This window comes from Actinocorallia populi (assembly GCF_002995495.1).
GTDB classification, from domain to species: Bacteria; Actinomycetota; Actinomycetes; order Streptosporangiales; family Streptosporangiaceae; genus Actinocorallia; species Actinocorallia populi.
Genome location: NZ_PVZV01000005.1, coordinates 171,682 through 187,698 on the forward strand (window position 1 = coordinate 171,682; position 16,017 = coordinate 187,698).

General features: G+C 73.7%; 12 protein-coding genes and 1 riboswitch. Of the genes, 7 read left to right on the plus strand and 5 right to left on the minus strand.

All coding sequences use genetic code 11. The features are described 5' to 3' along the window. Positions 1-129 precede the first annotated feature (129 nt). Together C2865_RS20905 and C2865_RS20910 are read left to right on the plus strand one after the other, a co-directional pair. Positions 130-360, plus strand: a complete 231-nt coding sequence (locus C2865_RS20905; protein ID WP_106400228.1) for a helix-turn-helix domain-containing protein — start codon at positions 130-132, stop codon at positions 358-360. After that, positions 357-917: a Clp protease N-terminal domain-containing protein gene (locus C2865_RS20910; RefSeq protein ID WP_106400229.1), complete on the plus strand. Its 561-nt coding sequence runs from the start codon at positions 357-359 to the stop codon at positions 915-917. Before C2865_RS20905 ends, C2865_RS20910 begins: the two co-directional genes overlap by 4 nt. 2 nt (positions 918-919) lie before the next feature. Here C2865_RS20910 and C2865_RS20915 read toward each other — a convergent pair whose 3' ends face one another. Continuing rightward, a complete protein-coding gene (locus C2865_RS20915; RefSeq protein WP_157963837.1) occupies positions 920-1,483 on the minus strand; it encodes a hypothetical protein in 564 nt (187 codons plus the stop codon). A gap of 218 nt (positions 1,484-1,701) precedes the next feature. Between C2865_RS20915 and C2865_RS20920 the strand changes: the two genes are divergently transcribed. Next, positions 1,702-6,375 (plus strand): phosphatase PAP2 family protein, encoded by a 4,674-nt coding sequence (locus C2865_RS20920; protein ID WP_106400231.1) that lies wholly within the window; start codon positions 1,702-1,704, stop codon positions 6,373-6,375. A 13-nt stretch (positions 6,376-6,388) separates the two neighbouring features. Further along, a complete protein-coding gene (locus tag C2865_RS20925) occupies positions 6,389-7,135 on the plus strand; it encodes a cobalt-precorrin-6A reductase (protein ID WP_106400232.1) in 747 nt (248 codons plus the stop codon). Positions 7,136-7,165: 30 nt separating this feature from the next. On the opposite strand, the gene C2865_RS20930 is transcribed toward C2865_RS20925, so the two are convergent. The 3 genes from C2865_RS20930 to C2865_RS20940 are packed head-to-tail and all read right to left on the minus strand — an operon-like array spanning position 7,166 to position 11,328. Continuing rightward, on the minus strand, positions 7,166-8,575 hold the full coding sequence (locus C2865_RS20930) for a cobyrinic acid a,c-diamide synthase CobB (protein WP_106400233.1): 1,410 nt from the start codon (positions 8,573-8,575) through the stop codon (positions 7,166-7,168). After that, positions 8,569-9,183: a cob(I)yrinic acid a,c-diamide adenosyltransferase gene (gene cobO / locus C2865_RS20935; protein ID WP_106400234.1), complete on the minus strand. Its 615-nt coding sequence runs from the start codon at positions 9,181-9,183 to the stop codon at positions 8,569-8,571. Before cobO ends, C2865_RS20930 begins: the two co-directional genes overlap by 7 nt. Before the next feature lie 51 nt (positions 9,184-9,234). Next, a complete protein-coding gene (locus C2865_RS20940) occupies positions 9,235-11,328 on the minus strand; it encodes a VWA domain-containing protein (RefSeq protein WP_106400235.1) in 2,094 nt (697 codons plus the stop codon). Between the two features lie 21 nt (positions 11,329-11,349). Beyond that, a riboswitch (cobalamin riboswitch) is annotated at positions 11,350-11,484 on the minus strand. 68 nt (positions 11,485-11,552) lie between these two features. On the opposite strand from C2865_RS20940, the gene cbiE reads away from it, so the two are divergent. The 3 genes from cbiE (at position 11,553) to C2865_RS20955 (ending at position 15,185) form a co-directional block, all read left to right on the plus strand. After that, positions 11,553-12,758 (plus strand): precorrin-6y C5,15-methyltransferase (decarboxylating) subunit CbiE, encoded by a 1,206-nt coding sequence (cbiE, locus tag C2865_RS20945; RefSeq protein ID WP_106400236.1) that lies wholly within the window; start codon positions 11,553-11,555, stop codon positions 12,756-12,758. Beyond that, positions 12,755-13,522, plus strand: a complete 768-nt coding sequence (locus C2865_RS20950; protein WP_106400237.1) for a cobalt-precorrin-4/precorrin-4 C(11)-methyltransferase — start codon at positions 12,755-12,757, stop codon at positions 13,520-13,522. The genes cbiE and C2865_RS20950 overlap by 4 nt, the downstream gene beginning before the upstream one ends. A 115-nt stretch (positions 13,523-13,637) precedes the next feature. Further along, the gene (locus C2865_RS20955) at positions 13,638-15,185 is read left to right on the plus strand and encodes an amino acid permease (protein ID WP_106400238.1); all 1,548 of its coding nucleotides are present in this window, start codon (positions 13,638-13,640) and stop codon (positions 15,183-15,185) included. Between the two features lie 48 nt (positions 15,186-15,233). Here C2865_RS20955 and C2865_RS20960 read toward each other — a convergent pair whose 3' ends face one another. Further along, positions 15,234-15,938, minus strand: coding sequence for a TetR/AcrR family transcriptional regulator (locus C2865_RS20960; protein ID WP_106400239.1), 705 nt, complete (start codon positions 15,936-15,938; stop codon positions 15,234-15,236). Between the last annotated feature and the right edge of the window lie 79 nt (positions 15,939-16,017).

The following is a 16,017-nucleotide window of genomic DNA, read 5'->3' on the forward strand; positions in this document are numbered from 1 at the left end:
CGTTGCCGGAGGGCACGCTCGGTCCCGTGTACACGAGACCCGTCCCGGGGGTTCCGTCTTTGCGGCGTGCGAAGCCGAGTTTGTCAGCCTGGGCTGACAAAACGGGCCGTGTCAGTTTAAGCTGACGGCATGGCTTCGATGACGGAACTCGCGGTGGCCGTGGACAGTCCCGATCCCGCCACGGGACTGGCGGCGGTCGCCGCCCTGCGCCGCCTCGCGGACGAGCTGGAGGCGCTGCACGTCGCCAACGCGCGTGCCCGGGGCTGGTCCTGGGAGGCCATCGCCTCCGCGCTGGGCGTCCGCCGCCAGTCGGCCCACAGGAAGCACGCCCGGCGGCTCGCTGAGGAAAGGCAGAAATGACCGTGTTCTCGCACTGCGCTCCCGACACCCGCCGGACGATCGTCCGCGCCGGCGTCCTGGCCGACGAGGCCGGAGGCGCCCTGCTCGGCACCGAGCACCTCCTCCTGGCCCTGGCGGAGGACGGCTCCCTGGCCGGGGCGGAGATCTCCCCCGACACGCTCCGGACCCACCTTCCCCGGTCCCGCAGGGACGACCGCGCGCTTCTGGCCGCGCTCGGCATCGACCTGGACGAGGTCCGCCGCCGGGCCGAGGCCTCGACCTTCCGCCGGCTCGACGACCCGTCCCTGTGGAGCCTGCGCCGCTCCCGCCTGCGGCCCCTTCGCGTCACGCTCACCGGCCCCGCCGCCGCACTCGTCCTCGACGCGCACGCCCGCAAAAGCGTCGAGGTGGCCCGCTGGGCGGCCCGCCGCGCCCGCCGCCCCCTCGTCGGCCGCGAGGACCTCCTCTGGGGGCTCCTCGCCGACGGCACCAGCCCGTCCGTACGCCTTCTCCGGCGTCTGGACGTCGACCTCTGCGCCCTGTGGGCCGGGCTCCGCGCCCGGCACGAGGCCGCCTGAGGTCACTCCGGGGTGTGGAACCAGGTGCGGGGCTCCAGGACGAGGGAGGACAGGGCGCGCCCGTCGGCGGCGAGGGCGGTGGCCGTGGCGGGCTGCAGGGTGGGCCATACGGCCGAGACGATCCCGTGCCCGGGAACGGTCACCGGCCGGTCGTTCAGGAGGAGGGCGGCGGCCTCGTCGCAGAGCTGGAGCTCGGCCGTCACGATCCAGCGCCGCTCCGGGAAGAGCGCGGGCCGCCGCCGCCGGGTCAGGCCGTGCCCGGTCAGCCTCAGGTGCGCGCCGCCCAGCCCCGTCCGGGGCAGCCGGACCGGGCAGGGGGAGTCCATCGAGGCCGAGCCGCCGCCCAGGTACTCCCAGGCGCCGTCGGCGCGTTCGAAGACGTAATGCTCGCTGCAGTAGCTCCTGTCGTCCGGCATCGAGGTGATGAACGTGACGACCGCGATGTCCTCGGCGATGTCGCAGTTCAGGGGGAACGTCCCGGACACGGGAGCGGTGAAGGAAGGCGCCTCCACCTTCCCGTCCTCCAGAATCCTCCTGCACTCCCTCAACACTTCCTCGTGCGTCATGGCACTCCCGGCGTCGAACGATGGCGGATCGGTCCCCTCCCATTGTCTCCCCCGGAAGTACGAAAGATCACCCTTCCGTCCCGCAGCGGGTGCGAAGGGTGCCGGTATGCGGTCAGTGGGACCTTTGCCACCCCTGGTGGGCCGTTTGATGGCGCTTTCAACGGAAATCTTGGGGGAACTTAAGAAAACGACCCCCCACCAGAGAAGAGCCACCAGCGATGCTCCGAGAGACGGCCGAAACCCCCCGAAGACGTGGCTTCTCCTGGAAGGCGCCCTCCCGCCGGGCGGTCGGCGCGGTGCTGGGGGTGGTGCTCGCCGGAGTGCTGTTCGGGGCGGTGCTTCCCCGGCTGGTGGACCTGCGGGAGGTCGGGGAGATCCTCGGCGGCAAGGTCGACGCGGTGGAGATGGCGGGGCTGGTGGCGCTGACGGTGGCGGCGATCGCGGCCTCCGCCGGGGCGCTGATGGCGGGGCTGCCCGGATTGCGGTTCCGGGACGCGTTCGCGGTGAACGTCGTGACCACCGCGGTGTCGTACGGGCTGCCCGCAGGGGGAGCGGCCGGGACGGCGCTGAACGTCACCATGCAGCGTAAGGTCGGCTTCTCCCTGCAGGAGATCGCCACGCAGGCGCTCGCGACGGGCGTGTGGAACCTCGTGGCGCGGCTCGTCCTGCCGTTGACGGCGCTCGGAGTGGCGGTCGCGGTCTCCGAGGTGCCCTCCGGGGTGCGCGGGGCGGGGCTGCTCGGCCTCGTTCTCGCCGTCGCGATCCTCGGCGTCACCGCGTGGCTGTTCTGGGGGACCTTCCCGGCGGAGAAGCTGGCGCGCGCCCTCACCCGGGCGGCCCGGATCCTGCCCGGGAAACCGCAGATCGAAGCCGAGAAACTGCAGATCTTCCGCGCCGAGGTGCGGGAAATCGTCCGGTCCCGCTGGGGCTCGCTGACGGTGACGACGCTCGTCTACCACCTGGCGACGTTCGGTGTCCTGTACCTGTCGCTGCTGGCCGTGGGGGTCACCGAGGCCGGGGTCATCGAGACGTTCGCCGTCTACGCGGTGGCCCGCCAGGTGACGGCCATCCCGCTCACCCCGGGCAGCGCCGGCGTCATCGAACTCGCCCTCATCGGCGGGCTCGGGCTGACCGGAGGCGAACTGACGAAGTTGGCCGCGGGTGTTCTCCTGTTCCGCTTCTTCACCTTCCTGCTCTACCTGCCGGCGGGCGCGGTGACGTGGGTGTGGTGGCAGTGGGCGGTCAACAAGGAGGAACAGGAGCAGCCGACGGTCTTCCGCCACCCGGGCGACGGCGCTCGGGCGCTCGCCGCTCTCGCGCTGACGGCCTTCTGCGCGCTGCTCGCCACCCGTGCCCCTGGAAGCCTTGAGACGAGCCTGTTCCGGCTGGCGAACGACCTCCCGGACGTTCTGTTCGTTCCCGTGTGGGTGCTCATGCAGGCCGGGTGGATCGGGGCCGTCGCTGTCAGCGGCGTCCTGGCACTGCTCGCGCACCGCAGGGCGCTCGCCCTCGCGCTGGTGACGGCGGGTGGTGCGGCCTGGGGACTGGCCAAGGCGGTCAAGTGGGTCGCCGGCCGCGAACGGCCGGGAGCGATCCTGGAACAGGTGCATCTGCGCGGAGACGTCCCCGCCGAAGGCGTCGGCTTCATCGCAGGACACACTTCAGTCGCCGCCGCACTGGCCACCGTCGCTTCCGCGTACCTGCCGCGCGCCTACCGCAGGACGTTGTGGGGCCTGGTCATCGTGGTGGCCTTCGGCCGCATGTACGTCGGTGCGCACCTGCCTTTGGACGTCTTCGGCGGCATCGCATTCGGCTGGGGCATCGGTTCGGCCGTCCTCTTCGCCTACGGAACCCCGGCGCACATCCCCGGAATCCCGCGTCTGCGAGCCGTCTTTCCCGACCTGCTTCCGGCTTCGGTGGCCCTGGAGCCGCTGCGTACCGACATTCGCCGCGCCGTCGTCTACCGAGCCCAGGCCCGGAAACTGTTCTTCAAGGCGATCGGCCGCGACCAGCGTGACGCCGACTTCTTCGACCGCCTCCGCTCTCTGCGCGAAAGCCCTGGCGCACCGTTCACCACGGCAAGACGACAACTGGAGCACGAGGAGTACGTCCTACAGCTCGCCAAACATTGGGGCGTACGCGTACCGAACGTCGAACGCTTTGTGGGCAAGCCGTCCGGTGACTGCTTCCTGGCGATGGAACTCATCGACGGATGCTCGATCTCGATGCTCGGCAACATCAGCGACGAACTCCTGGATGAGCTCTGGGCCCAGCTCGGAGTGCTGGGTGAGGCCCGTATCGCACACCGGGAGCTGAGCCCCGAGAACATCATGATCGACTCCGAAGGGCTCCCATACCTGACGGGCTTCGGCCGCTCCCGCTCTCAGGCCCCCGTCAAGGCGTTGCAGCTGGACCGCGACCAGCTCCAGGCCGTCACCGAGGAGCTCGTCGGCGTCGAACGCGCCAAAGCCGCACGGGAACGCGCCGGCGAACCGGACTTCACCCTGCCGAAACGCAAGAGGCAGTGGAACAGGACAGGCCCTCACACCGCACGCCACCCCGGCGACGTCGTCCGCATCATCGTCGGCCTGTTCCTGGTGACGTTCCTGGCCCTCTACGCCGCCGACGGATTCCTTCTGCCCACTGAAAGCAACCTCTTCCGGCTGGTCAACAGCCTTCCGGACTGGCTGTCCTGGCCGCTGGTGATCCTCATGCAGGCCGGAGCCCTCGGTGCCGTGGGCGCGGCCGCCGTGGTGGCACTCGCCTTCCGTCGCTTCAGGCTCGCCGCCGAACTCGCAGCAGGCGGGACGCTCGCCTGGTTCCTGGCGAAATTTCTCAAGGAGCTGACCGACCGGGGACGCCCCGGAGCGCTTCTGGAAGAGGTCGTCCTGCGCGGCGCCCACGAGAACGGTCTCGGCTTCATCTCCGGCCACGCCGCCGTCGCCGCGACCCTCGCCACCATCGCCTCCGCCCACGTACCGCGCAGATTCCGCCGCGTCTTCTGGGCGTGGGCGGTGATCGTGGCGGTCGGCCGCGTGTACGTCGGCGCGCACTTCCCGCTGGACGTCGTCGCGGGCCTGGGCCTGGGCCTGATCATCGGCGGTGCCTTCCACCTGCTGTGGGGCACGCCCTCGATCATGCCCTCCGCCGACGACATCTCCCGCGGCCTGCGCCTGGCCGTCGGGAAGGTCGACAACATCCGGAAACTGCACGCCGACGCGCGCGGCTCCGTCCCGTACCTGGCCGAACGCGAACGGGACGGCAAGGGCCTGTTCATCAAGGCCGTCAGCCGCGACCACCGGGACGCCGACCTGCTGTTCAAGTTCGCCCGGCTCCTGACCCTGCGCGGCGTCGAGGACGAGAGCCCCTTCGCCACCCCGCGCCGCCAGCTCCAGCACGAGGCGTGTCTGGTGATGCGCGCCCAGGGCGCGGGAGTGCGCGTCCCGGAGTTCGCGGGCCTGGCCCCCTGCGGCGGAGGCACCTACCTCCTGGCCGAGGCGGCGATCGAAGACGCGCGGGAGCTCACCGACCTGCCCGAACTCACCGACGACTTCCTGCACGCCTTGTGGAAGGAGGCCCGCAAACTCCACCGGACACGGATCGCACACCGCGACCTGCGGGCCGCGAACATCCTCGTCGACGCCGAAGACCGCCCCGTCATCGTCGACTTCGGATTCGCCGAGGACGGTGCCAGCGACCGCAAACTCGCCCAGGACATCGCCGAGCTACTGTGCTCCACCGCGATGTTCACCGGTCCGGAACGGACGGTACGCGCTGCCGCGGACGTCCTGGAACCCGAAGAACTGGCTGCTGCGATTCCGCTACTGCAACCTCTGGCGTTCGGCAGCGCGACCCGCAAGGCGTTGCGCGAGCATCCCGACCTGCTGGACGAGCTGAAGAACGAGATCAAACGGGTCACCGGAGCCGAGGAACCCGAGGAGATCCGGCTGACCAGGCTGCCGTCCCGCTCGTGGGCGCTGCTCCTGGCCCTGCTCGGCATGGTCGCGACGGCCGTCGGGCTGTCCGGCCTCCCGGAGGTGCACGACCCTCTCGAAGTGCTCGGCGACGCCGACGCGCGCTGGCTGGCGACCGCCGTCGTGCTGATCGCCGTCTCTTACGCCGCGGGGGCCGTCGCGCTCATGGGCGCTTACGGGCGGCGACTGCCGTTCCTGCGGACCTGTCGCGAGCAGCTGGCGGCCGCCTACTCCTCTCGCCAGCACCTGCCGGGCCTGGGTTCGGGCACCGCCCTGGCCGGATACCTCCAGTCGTCGGGAGCGTCGAAGAACAAAGCCGAGGACGCCGTCGCAGCCACCCGTCTGACCGGCGCCCTCGTACACGCCGCCGCTCTCGTCCTGGCGGTCGCCGCGGCCTTCGCCGAGAACCCCGGCCCGCTCACCCTCCCGGAGTGGCCGCTCCTGCTGGCCATCGCGGGCACCCTGGCCGCCGTGGGCCTGCTGCTCCAGTTGAAGGCCCAGCGGTCCTTCCCCAGCAGGCTGCGCGCCGCCTTCCCGTCGCTGACCGGAGGGCTGCGCAAGCCGATCCGCACGGCCGCCCTCCTGGCCGGGAGCACGGCCGTCACCACCAGCTCCGTACTGGCCTTCCTCGCCACCGCGCAGGCCCTCGGCGTGGCCGCCGGTCCCGGAGCGCTGGCCGCGGCCTTTCTCGCGACGATCCCGCTGCGCCTCCTGGGCCCCTTGCCCGCCGGTATCGGCCTGGTCGAGCCCGTCCTGGTGCTCGCCCTGGTCGCCCTGGGCGGCGGCGTCACCGAGACGGTCGTGGCGGTCATCGTCCACCGCGTCCTGTCCTTCTGGCTCCCTGTGCTCCCCGGCGCGTTCGCCTGGCGGGGTGGGAGCGGGCTCGGGAAGCCCGGGGAAATATCATCTTCCCGATGAACGGGGTGTCACGATGACGGTGTTGATTCTCGGCGGAACGGCCGAGGCGCGCGAGCTCGCGCTGTGGCTCCAGGAGCGCGGCGTGCCGTTCACGTCGTCCCTTGCCGGGCGCGTGGCACGCCCCAGGCTCCCCGTGGGGGAGGTGCGCATCGGCGGTTTCGGCGGAGCCGAAGGCCTCGCCGCCCACCTCCGCGAGCACGGCGTCACCGCCGTCGTCGACGCCACCCACCCGTTCGCGACGGGCATCTCCCGCAACGCCGCCGCCGCCTGCACGGCGACGGGCACGCCCCTGGTCCGCCTGGAACGCCCCGGCTGGGAGACGGCCCCCGGCAGCGACGCCTGGACCTGGGCCGACACCCACGCCGAGGCCGCCGAGGCCGCGGCCCGCCTGGGCGGCGCCCCGTTCCTGACCACGGGCCGCCAGTCCCTCGGACACTTCCTGGCGCCCCTGGCGGAGAGCAGGGCGCTCGTGCGGGTCGTCGACCCGCCCGACGTCCCGCTCCCCGCCCCCTGGACCCTCCTGACCAGCCGCGGCCCCTACACCCTCGAAGGCGAGCGCGAACTCCTCCGCCGCCACGCCTGCGACGTCCTGGTCACCAAGAACTCCGGCGGCGCCCACACCTGGCCCAAGATGGCCGCCGCCGCCGAACTCGGCGTCCCCGTCGTCGTCATCCGCCGCACCGGCCAGCTCCCCGGCGGCGAGGTCCGGCCCGACCACCTCGCCACCGGAGCCTGGCTGTCCGCCCGCGGCCTGGCCTGACGCCCGCAGACCGGGGAGGGCCGCCGAGGATCAGGGTCCGGCGAACCGGTGCGCGGTCCGGGCGGTGAAGTCGCGGGCGGCGTCCGCGAAGCGCCGTGCGATGCCGGGGCTTCCGGCCCAGTGCGTGTGCAGGTAGGAGGCGTGCAGCGTCGGGGAGCCGGTGGCGGCGGGGTCGGCGCTGAAGCCCTCCGGGCCCGCGCCGAACTCCCAGGCGGCGTGCGCGCCCGCACGCGGCTCGACGACGGTCCGGTGGAACTCGTGGCCGGTGACCCGCCCGCCGGCCTCGGCCAGCAGGGTGCCGCGCGGCGCGGTCGCGTCCCGGTAGCCGAGCGTCAGGCGCGGGGACATCCGCGCCGTCGCGTCCAGCGCGCCCACCATCGGCGCGCCGTCCAGGGTCCGGCACAGGTAGAGCAGGCCCGCGCACTCGGCGACGACCGGGACGCCGCCGTCCACGGCCGCGCGCAGCGCCGCGCGCAACGGTTCGTTGGCCGACAGCTCCCCGGCGTGGACCTCGGGGAACCCGCCGCCGAGATAGGCGCCCGCCGTGCCGCCGGGCAGACCGGTGTCGGTGAGCGGGTCGAAGTACGCGACCTCGCAGCCGGCGGCCCGGAGGAGCTCCTCGGTCTCGCTGTAGCGGAAGGTGAACGCCCGCCCGCCGGCGAACGCCACCACGGGCCGCGTCCCGGCGGACGCGGCCCGTGGTGGCGCCAGGACCGAGGACGCCTCCCAGGGCGCGGCCTCGAGGGGCGCCGCCCGGCGGGCCAGCTCGACGATCCGCCGGAGGTCGATGTGCTCGGCCATCCGCGCCGCCAGCCGGTCCAGGGCGCCGGCGGCGTCCCGCCGCTCCGCGACGGGGACGAGCCCGAGATGGCGGGAGGGCGCCGATATCCCGTCGTCCCTGTACAGGACGCCGAGGACGGGGACGCCCGTCGGTTCCAGGGCGCGGCGGACCTCGGCGGCATGGCGTTCCGACCCCGCCTTGTTCAGGACGACGCCGACGACGTCCAGTTCGGGCCCGTAGGCCACCATCCCCTGCACGACGGCCGCGATGGAGCGGGAGGCGTGCGAGACGTCCACGACGAGCAGCACCGGGGAGCCGGTGGCGGCCGCGACATGGGCGGTCGAGGCGAACCCGTCACCGCCGAGCCGCCCGTCGTACAGGCCCATGACCCCTTCGATGACGGCGATGCCAGCGCCCCGCGCCCCGGCGAGCAGCAGCGGCGCGAGCAGGTGCTCGCCGACCATGCACGGGTCGAGGTTGCGGCCCGGCCGCCCCGTCGCCAGGGCGTGGTAGCCGGGGTCGATGTAGTCGGGCCCGACCTTGTGCCCCGAGACGGTGTGGCCCGCCGCCCGCAGCGCCGCCATGAGGCCCGTCGCCACGGTCGTCTTGCCGTGGCCGGACGCGGGGGCGGCGATGACGAGGCGGGGAAGCTCTACCATTCGATGCCCCGCTGGCCCTTCTGCCCCGCGTCCATGGGGTGCTTGACCTTCGCCATCTCGGTCACCAGGTCCGCGGCCTCCAGCAGGAGGGGGTGCGCCCGCCGTCCCGTCACCACCACGTGCTGGTGGCCGGGCCGGTTCCGCAAGGTCTCGACGACGTCCTCGGCGTCCACCCAGCCCCAGGCGATCGGGTAGGTGAACTCGTCGAGCAGGTACAGGTCGTGCGCCTCGGCCGCCAGGCGGCGTTTGACCTCCGCCCAGCCCTCGGCGGCGTCGGCCGCGTGGTCGGCCTCGGCGCCCTGCTTGCGCGACCAGGACCAGCCCGAGCCCATCTTGTGCCACTCGACGGGCCCGCCCTCGCCGGTCTCGGCGTGCAGCCGCCCGAGCCGCTCGAGCACCGTCTGCTCCCCGATGCGCCACTTGGCGGACTTCACGAACTGGAAGACACCGATGTTCCAGCCCTGGTTCCAGCCGCGCATGGCCAGGCCGAACGCGGCGGTCGACTTCCCCTTCCCCTCTCCGGTGTGCACCATCAGCAGCGGCCGGTTCCGCCGCTGCCTGGTGCTCAGCCCGTCTTCGGGCACGTTCGACGGCTGTCCTTGCGGCATGAGAGGCCTCTTTCGCAGGGTTCGGTTCGGGGGGAGAAGCGGTGCCGGAGGTCAGGCGACCCGCTGCCGGACGGTGGCGGTCAGGGCATCGGCGGCGACCTCGCCCAGGGGCAGGTGCTCGGCGCGGAGCGCGGCGCTGAGCTCGCGGGCCAGGCCCAGCCGGAAGCGGCCGGTCTCGCAGTCGACGACCAGGGTGGTGACGTCCGCTCCGGCCAGCAGCGCGGCGGCCCGGCGGGAGCGGGCGACGGCGTCCGGCCCGTGGGTGGCGCGGCCGTCGGTGACGACGACGAGCAGGGGCCTGCGCCGCGGGTCGCGCAGGCGTTCCACGCGCAGCACCTCGGCGGCGGCGAGGAGGCCTTCGGCCAGGGGGGTGCGGCCTCCGGCGGGCAGGTCCTTCAGGAGGGTGGCGGCGATGTCGACCGAGGACGTCGGGGGGAGCACGACCTCGGCGCGGGACCGGCGGAACGTCACCAGGCCGACCTTGTCGCGGCGGCGGTAGGCGTCCAGGAGGAGGGAGAGGATCGCGGTCTTGACCTGGGCCATACGGCGGCGGGCGGCCATGGAGCCGGAGGCGTCCACGCAGAACAGGATGAGGTTCGACTCGCGGCCCTGCACGACGGCGAGCCGGACGTCCTCGGCGCGCAGCAGCAGGGGCGTGCCGCTGCGGCCGCGCGCCCGCTGGTGGGGGGCGGCGGCGCGGAGCGTCTCCAGCAGGTGGAGCGCGCCGCCGGGCCCGTCCGGCCTGCGGGCGCCGACCCGGCGTCCGGTGCGGGTGAAGGCGGGGGAGCGGCGGCCCGCCTCGCCCGCCCCGGTCCCGGCGACACGGAAGGTCTTCGGCCGGTACGGAGCGTCGGGCGCGACGACACCGGCGGAGGTTCCGGCAGGAGCGCCGCCGTCCGTGCCGGGCGCCTCCTCGGAAGCGTCCGCACCGGCGCCGCCGTCGCTCGAGGGCGTCTCTTCGGGAGCGTCCGCACCGGTGTCTCCGCCGTTCGGGGACCCTCCCGCACGGCTCTCGTCCCCGCGGGCCTCGTCCTGCGGCTCGGGCGCGTCCTCGGGAGCCCCGTCCGAGGGCTTTGCGTCCCCGGGCGGGCCGTCCTGCGGTCCGGTCGGCGGCGCGGGCGGCTCCGGGGGGAGCTCGTCCGAGCCGAGGATGCGGTCGAGCAGCTCCTCGTCGAGGCCGGGGGCGTCGAACGGGTTGCGGCGGCGGCGGTGGGGGAGGGCCAGCCGGGCGGCGGCGCGGACGTCCTCGCGGGTGACGGCGGCGCGCCCGTGCCAGGCGGCGTGGGCGGCGGCGGCACGGGCCGTCACCAGGTCGGCGCGCATGCCGTCCACCTCGAACGCCGCGCACACCTCGGCGATCTTGAACAGCGCCGCGTCGCCGAGCTCGACCTTCGGCAGGAGCTCCCGCGCCTCGGCGATCCGGCGGGTCAGCTCCCGTTCGGCCGGGGCGAAGCGGGCGGCGAACGCTTCGGGATCCGCCTCGAACGCCAGGCGGCGCCGGACGACCTCGACCCGGGTCCGGGGGTCGCGGGGCGCGGCGACCTCCACGGTCAGGCCGAACCGGTCGAGCAGCTGCGGCCGCAGCTCCCCCTCTTCCGGGTTCATCGTGCCGACCAGGACGAACCGGGCGGCGTGCTCGACGGAGACGCCGTCGCGCTCCACCGTCGCGCGGCCCGTCGCGGCGGCGTCGAGCAGCAGGTCGACCAGGTGGTCGTGGAGCAGGTTGACCTCGTCGACGTACAGGACGCCGCGGTGCGCGCGGGCCAGCAGCCCCGGCTCGTAGGCGGTGACGCCCTCGGTCAGCGCCCGCTCCAGGTGCAGCGAGCCGAGCACCCGGTCCTCGGTGGCGCCGACGGGCAGTTCCACCAGCCGGGCGGGCCGGGTCTCCACGGGCGCGTCCGGCGGGAAGGGCCCGTCGGGGGAGAGCGGGTCGCGTTCGCGCGGATCGCTGGAGAACCGGTCGCCGGCGATCACCTCGACGGGCGGCAGGATCCGGGCCAGCGCCCGCACCATGGTGGACTTGGCGGTGCCCTTCTCGCCCCGCACGAGCACCCCGCCGACCGACGGCGAGACGGCGGTGAGGGTCAGGGCGAGCGCCATGTCGTCGGAGCCGACGACGGCGCTGAACGGAAAGATCGATGGCATGTGAGGCTCCCGCTCGTCGTGCCGTCCGCAGTGCACGAGGCCGGTCTTCGGACTTCCCAGGTCGATGCCTGGATCACCGCAGCGGGCCTGTGCCGGATTCTCACCGGCTTCCCAGATTCTCCCCACAAAGGAGGCACCTCGTGCTGAAGTACGCGCCAAGGCTACTCCCCGGCGGAGGCCCGCGAAGCCACAGGGGGTGGAAACGGGCACTAAGGTCGTGCGGCATGACTGTCTCCGTGACCGTGGTCGGTATCGGCGCCGACGGCTGGACGAGCCTGGACGAGGCGGCCCGCCGCACCGTCGAGGAGGCCGGGACGCTGCTCGGCGGCGCGCGCCACCTGGCGATGGTCCCGCCCGTGCCCGCGCAGCGGCGCCTGCCGTGGCCGTCCCCGCTGCGCGCCGGACTCGGCGCCCTCCTGGCGTCCTGCTCCGGCGACGTCGTGGCGCTGGCCTCGGGCGACCCCCTGGTGTCCGGGGTGGGCAGCACCCTCATCGACGTGCTGGGCCCCGACCGGGTGCGCATCGTCCCGGCGCTCTCGTCGGTCGCGCTCGCCCGCGCCCGGATGCGCTGGCCCGCCGAGACCACGTCCGTCCTCAGCCTCGTCGGCCGCGACCCGCGCACCCTGCTGCGCCTGCTGAGCCCCGGCCGCCGCGTCCTCGTGCTCTCCGGCGACGGCACCACCCCCCGCCGGGTCGCCGAACTCCTGCTCGCAGCCGGTTTCGGCACCAGCGAGCTGACCGTCCTGTCCGACCTGGGCACCGAACGCGAGGCGATGCTCCGCGCAGTACCCGCCGAGGGCGTGCCGGCGGAACTCCCCGCCCTGAACATCGTGGCGATCGAGTGCTCCGGCACCGGAGGCCGTTCCCTGGTGGCGGGCCTGCCCGACGACGCGTTCGAGCACGACGGCCAGCTCACCAAACGCGACGTGCGGGCCTCGGCCCTGTCGCGCCTCGCGCCCCTGCCCGGCCAGATGTTGTGGGACGTCGGCGCGGGAGCGGGCTCGGTCGCCGTCGAGTGGATGCGCACGGACGCCTCCTGCCGCGCCATCGCGATCGAATCCCACCCGGAACGGGCCGCCCGCATCGCCGGGAACGCGGCCTCCCTTGGCGTCCCCGCCCTGCACGTCGTGCACGGCCGGGCCCCCGAGGCGCTGCACGGCCTCGCATCCCCCGACGCCGTCTTCATCGGCGGCGGGGCCACCGCCGAAGGCGTCATCGACCTGTGCTGGAAAGCGCTGAAACCGGCCGGACGCCTGGTCGTCCACGGCGTCACCCTCCAGACGGAAGCCCTGCTCATGGCGCGATACGCCGACCTGGGCGGCGAACTGACCCGCCTCAGCGTCGAGCAGGCCGCCCCCCTCGGCGCGTTCGACGGCTGGAAGCCCGCCAGAACCGTCACCCAGTGGTCGCTGCGAAAGGACGAAAAGTGACCGTGCACTTCGTGGGAGCCGGCCCCGGCGCCGCCGACCTCCTCACCCTCCGCGCCGCGCGCATGCTCGAACGCGCCGACGTCTGCCTCTACCCCGGCACCTACCTCGACGAGCAGGTGCTCTCCCACTGCCGCCCCGAGGCCGTGCTCATCGACACCCAGCACCTGGACCTCGACCAGATCACCGCCCACCTCACCGAAGCCCACCACGCCGGGCACGACGTCGTCCGCCTCTGCTCCGGCGACCCCTCGCTGTACTCCGCCCTCGCCGAGCAGACCGGCCGCCTGGACGCCCGCGGCATCCCCTGGGACGTCACCCCCGGCGTCCCCGCCTACGCCGCCGCCGCCGCCCTCCTGGGCAAGGAGCTGACGGTCCCCCTGATCGCCCAGTCCGTCGTCCTCACCCGCACCCAGGCCCGTTCGACCGCGATGCCCCAGACCGAGTCGCTCCAGGCGTTCGCCCGGACCGGGGCCACCCTCGTCCTCCACCTGGCCATCACCCGCGTCCGCGCCCTGGCCGCCGAGCTCGCCGCCGAGTACGGCCCCGGCTGCCCCGCCGCCGTCGTCGCCAACGCCTCCCAGCCCGCCGAACTCGTCATCACAGGCACCCTGTCCGACATAGCCGACCAGGTGGAGGCCCACGGCCTCAAGAAGGCCGCCGTCATCCTCGTCGGCCCCGCCCTGGACCCCGCGGCCTGCCGCGGCGGGGAATCCCACCTGTACGACCCCCGCCGGATCCGCCCCGACCAGCCCGCCCGGACCTGACCTCAGCGGCCTCGGTGAGGACTTGGACCCTGGGCCGACACGATCGTGACACTCCGCTGAAACAGCTCCTCCCTAATTTCTGTCGCATGACAGGAATTAGGGAGGGACTGCTGCCATGACCGCCATCGCTCCATCGCCGCGCACGGAAGCCACCGATCCGGCGCCCGACTCCGCCGCGCTCGCCGGGTTCGGCTACCGCCAGGAACTCCACCGCAGCATGGGGCGTTACGCCTCCTTCGCCGCAGGCTTCTCCTTCATCTCCGTCCTCACCACCGTCTTCCAGTTCTTCGCCTTCGGGTACTCCTTCGGCGGCGGCGCCTTCTTCTGGACGTGGCCCGCCGTCCTCCTCGGCCAGCTGCTGGTGGCGGCCTGCTTCGCCGAGCTCGCCGCCCGCTACCCGATCTCGGGCGCCATCTACCAGTGGTCCACCCGGTTGAGCCGGCCGGCCTTCGGCTGGTTCGCGGGCTGGATCATGGTCACCGGGCAGATCGTGGTGGTCGCAGCCGCGGCGCTCGCGCTCCAGATGGTGCTGCCGGCGGTCTGGAGCGGGTTCCAGATCGTCGGCGGCGACCCGGCTCCCACGACGGCGACCGGAGCCGCCAACGCCGCCGTCCTGGCCGTCGTGCTCCTCGTCCTCACCACGGTCGTCAACGTGCTGGACAACAGGGTCCTGTCGGTGGTCAACCGCGTCGGCGTCACCGCGGAGATCATCGGCGCGGTGCTCATCGTCGTCCTGCTGCTCACCCACTCCGAGCGCGGCGGGGGCGTCACCCTGCACACCGGGGGAGAGGGCGGGGCGATCGGCGCCCTGCTGGTCGGCGCGTTCGCCGCCGCGTACGTCCTGATCGGCTTCGACAGCGCGGGCGAGATGAGCGAGGAGACCCGCAACCCGCGCCGCACCGCGCCCCGCACCATCCTCACCGCCCTGCTCGCCGCGGGCGTCCTGGCGACCCTGATGGTGCTCGGCGGGCTGCTCGCCGCGCCGAGCCTGACCGACGGGCGGCTGGCCACCGAGGGCCTGGCCTACGTGCTGACCAGCAGCCTCGGCCCGGGGGTCGGCAAGGCGCTGCTGCTGGACGTGGCCCTGGCCGTCGCCGTCGCCACGCTCGCGATCCAGACCTCCGCGACCCGGATGCTGTTCTCCATGGCCCGCGACGGGGTGCTGCCCGCCTCGCGCGTCCTGGGCAGGGTCTCCCCGCGCACCGGCATGCCGGTCGCCCCCGCCGTGGTGGTGGGCGTCGCCGCGGCGGGGCTCTGCCTGCTCAACCTCGCCTCGCCGGAGGCCTTCCTCGCCATCGGGACGACCTGCATCGCCATGCTCTACCTCGCGTACGCGATGGTCACCGGGCCGATGCTGCTGCGCAGGCTGCGCGGCGGATGGGCCGCCGACGCCGGTGTCGACGAGCTCGGCAAGCCGCTCTTCTCGCTGGGCAGGTGGGGCCTGCCGATCAACGTGCTCGCCCTGGCCTACGGACTGTTCATGACCGTCAACCTCGCCTGGCCGCGCGCAGCCGTCTACGACCCCGAGGGCGGGCACTGGTACTTCCAGTGGTTCACCGTGCTCTTCCTCGGCACGATGCTGGCGCTCGGCACCGCGTACCGGATGCTGCGCCGTCCCGCAGTGGCCGTCCAGCCCGTTCCGGAGCCGTCCGCGGCGTCGTAGCGCGGCGGACGGACCAGGACCCGGAGCCCCGGCGCTTCGGGTCCTTCGTCATGGACGGGCAGGGCCCGGGGCCGGCCGGCGCAGCGGCCCGGCGGCCTCGCGCACCGCCGGCAGGTCCTCCTCGCGCACTCCCGCCACGCGCAGCGCCGCGTCCGCCGTCGCCGACGCGAAGGCGGGGACGGGGCGGTCCGGGTCGGAGCGGTGGATCAGGATGACGCCCTCGATGAGCCCGAAGACGAGGTCGTTGCGGAGCGCGAGCTCGCCCCCGTCCAGGAGGCCGCCGCTCTCCGTGGCCGCGAGCAGCCGCCCGTACGCCTCCTTCAGCTCGCCGCGCATCCGGCTGAACCCGGCGAACCGCTCGGCGCGGGTCTCGGGCAGCAGGTAGAGGCTGCCCAGGTTGTGCGGGCCGCCGCACAGCAGCTCCACGTCGGAGCGGCACAGCTGCCACAGGCGGGCCTCCGCCGGCAGGGAGCGGCCGTCGGCGAGGAGGCCGCGGGCGAGGACCAGCGACGGCGTGACCGTGCTCTCGAGGAGCGCGGCGAGAAGGTCTTCCTTGCCGTCGAAGTAGTGGTACATCGTGGCCTGCCGCATTCCGGCGCGTTCGGCGACCGCCCTCGTCGAGGTGGCCGCGTACCCGCGCGAGGTGAACAGCTCGGCCGCCGCGGCCAGCAGCTCCTCCCTGGCGGGCAGCCCGCTCTCGGGGCGCTGCACCGCGCGCGGCCTGCCGACCCGTCTTCCCGTGGTGGTCCCCATGGGGCCGATCGTCGCACACCGCGCCGCGCGCACCGCCCCCGCGCCCGCGCCGGTGAGGACTCGGTAACGCGGCGGCAAC

Bases quoted from the DNA above. Each gene is read 5' to 3' on its own strand.
- C2865_RS20905 (WP_106400228.1), top strand. From the start codon at position 130: ATGGCTTCGATGACGGAACTCGCGGTGGCCGTGGACAGTCCCGATCCC.
- C2865_RS20910 (WP_106400229.1), top strand. From the start codon at position 357: ATGACCGTGTTCTCGCACTGCGCTCCCGACACCCGCCGGACGATCGTC.
- C2865_RS20915 (WP_157963837.1), bottom strand. From the start codon at position 1,483: ATGACGCACGAGGAAGTGTTGAGGGAGTGCAGGAGGATTCTGGAGGAC.
- C2865_RS20920 (WP_106400231.1), top strand. From the start codon at position 1,702: ATGCTCCGAGAGACGGCCGAAACCCCCCGAAGACGTGGCTTCTCCTGG.
- C2865_RS20925 (WP_106400232.1), top strand. From the start codon at position 6,389: ATGACGGTGTTGATTCTCGGCGGAACGGCCGAGGCGCGCGAGCTCGCG.
- C2865_RS20930 (WP_106400233.1), bottom strand. From the start codon at position 8,575: ATGGTAGAGCTTCCCCGCCTCGTCATCGCCGCCCCCGCGTCCGGCCAC.
- cobO (WP_106400234.1), bottom strand. From the start codon at position 9,183: ATGCCGCAAGGACAGCCGTCGAACGTGCCCGAAGACGGGCTGAGCACC.
- C2865_RS20940 (WP_106400235.1), bottom strand. From the start codon at position 11,328: ATGCCATCGATCTTTCCGTTCAGCGCCGTCGTCGGCTCCGACGACATG.
- cbiE (WP_106400236.1), top strand. From the start codon at position 11,553: ATGACTGTCTCCGTGACCGTGGTCGGTATCGGCGCCGACGGCTGGACG.
- C2865_RS20955 (WP_106400238.1), top strand. From the start codon at position 13,638: ATGACCGCCATCGCTCCATCGCCGCGCACGGAAGCCACCGATCCGGCG.
- C2865_RS20960 (WP_106400239.1), bottom strand. From the start codon at position 15,938: ATGGGGACCACCACGGGAAGACGGGTCGGCAGGCCGCGCGCGGTGCAG.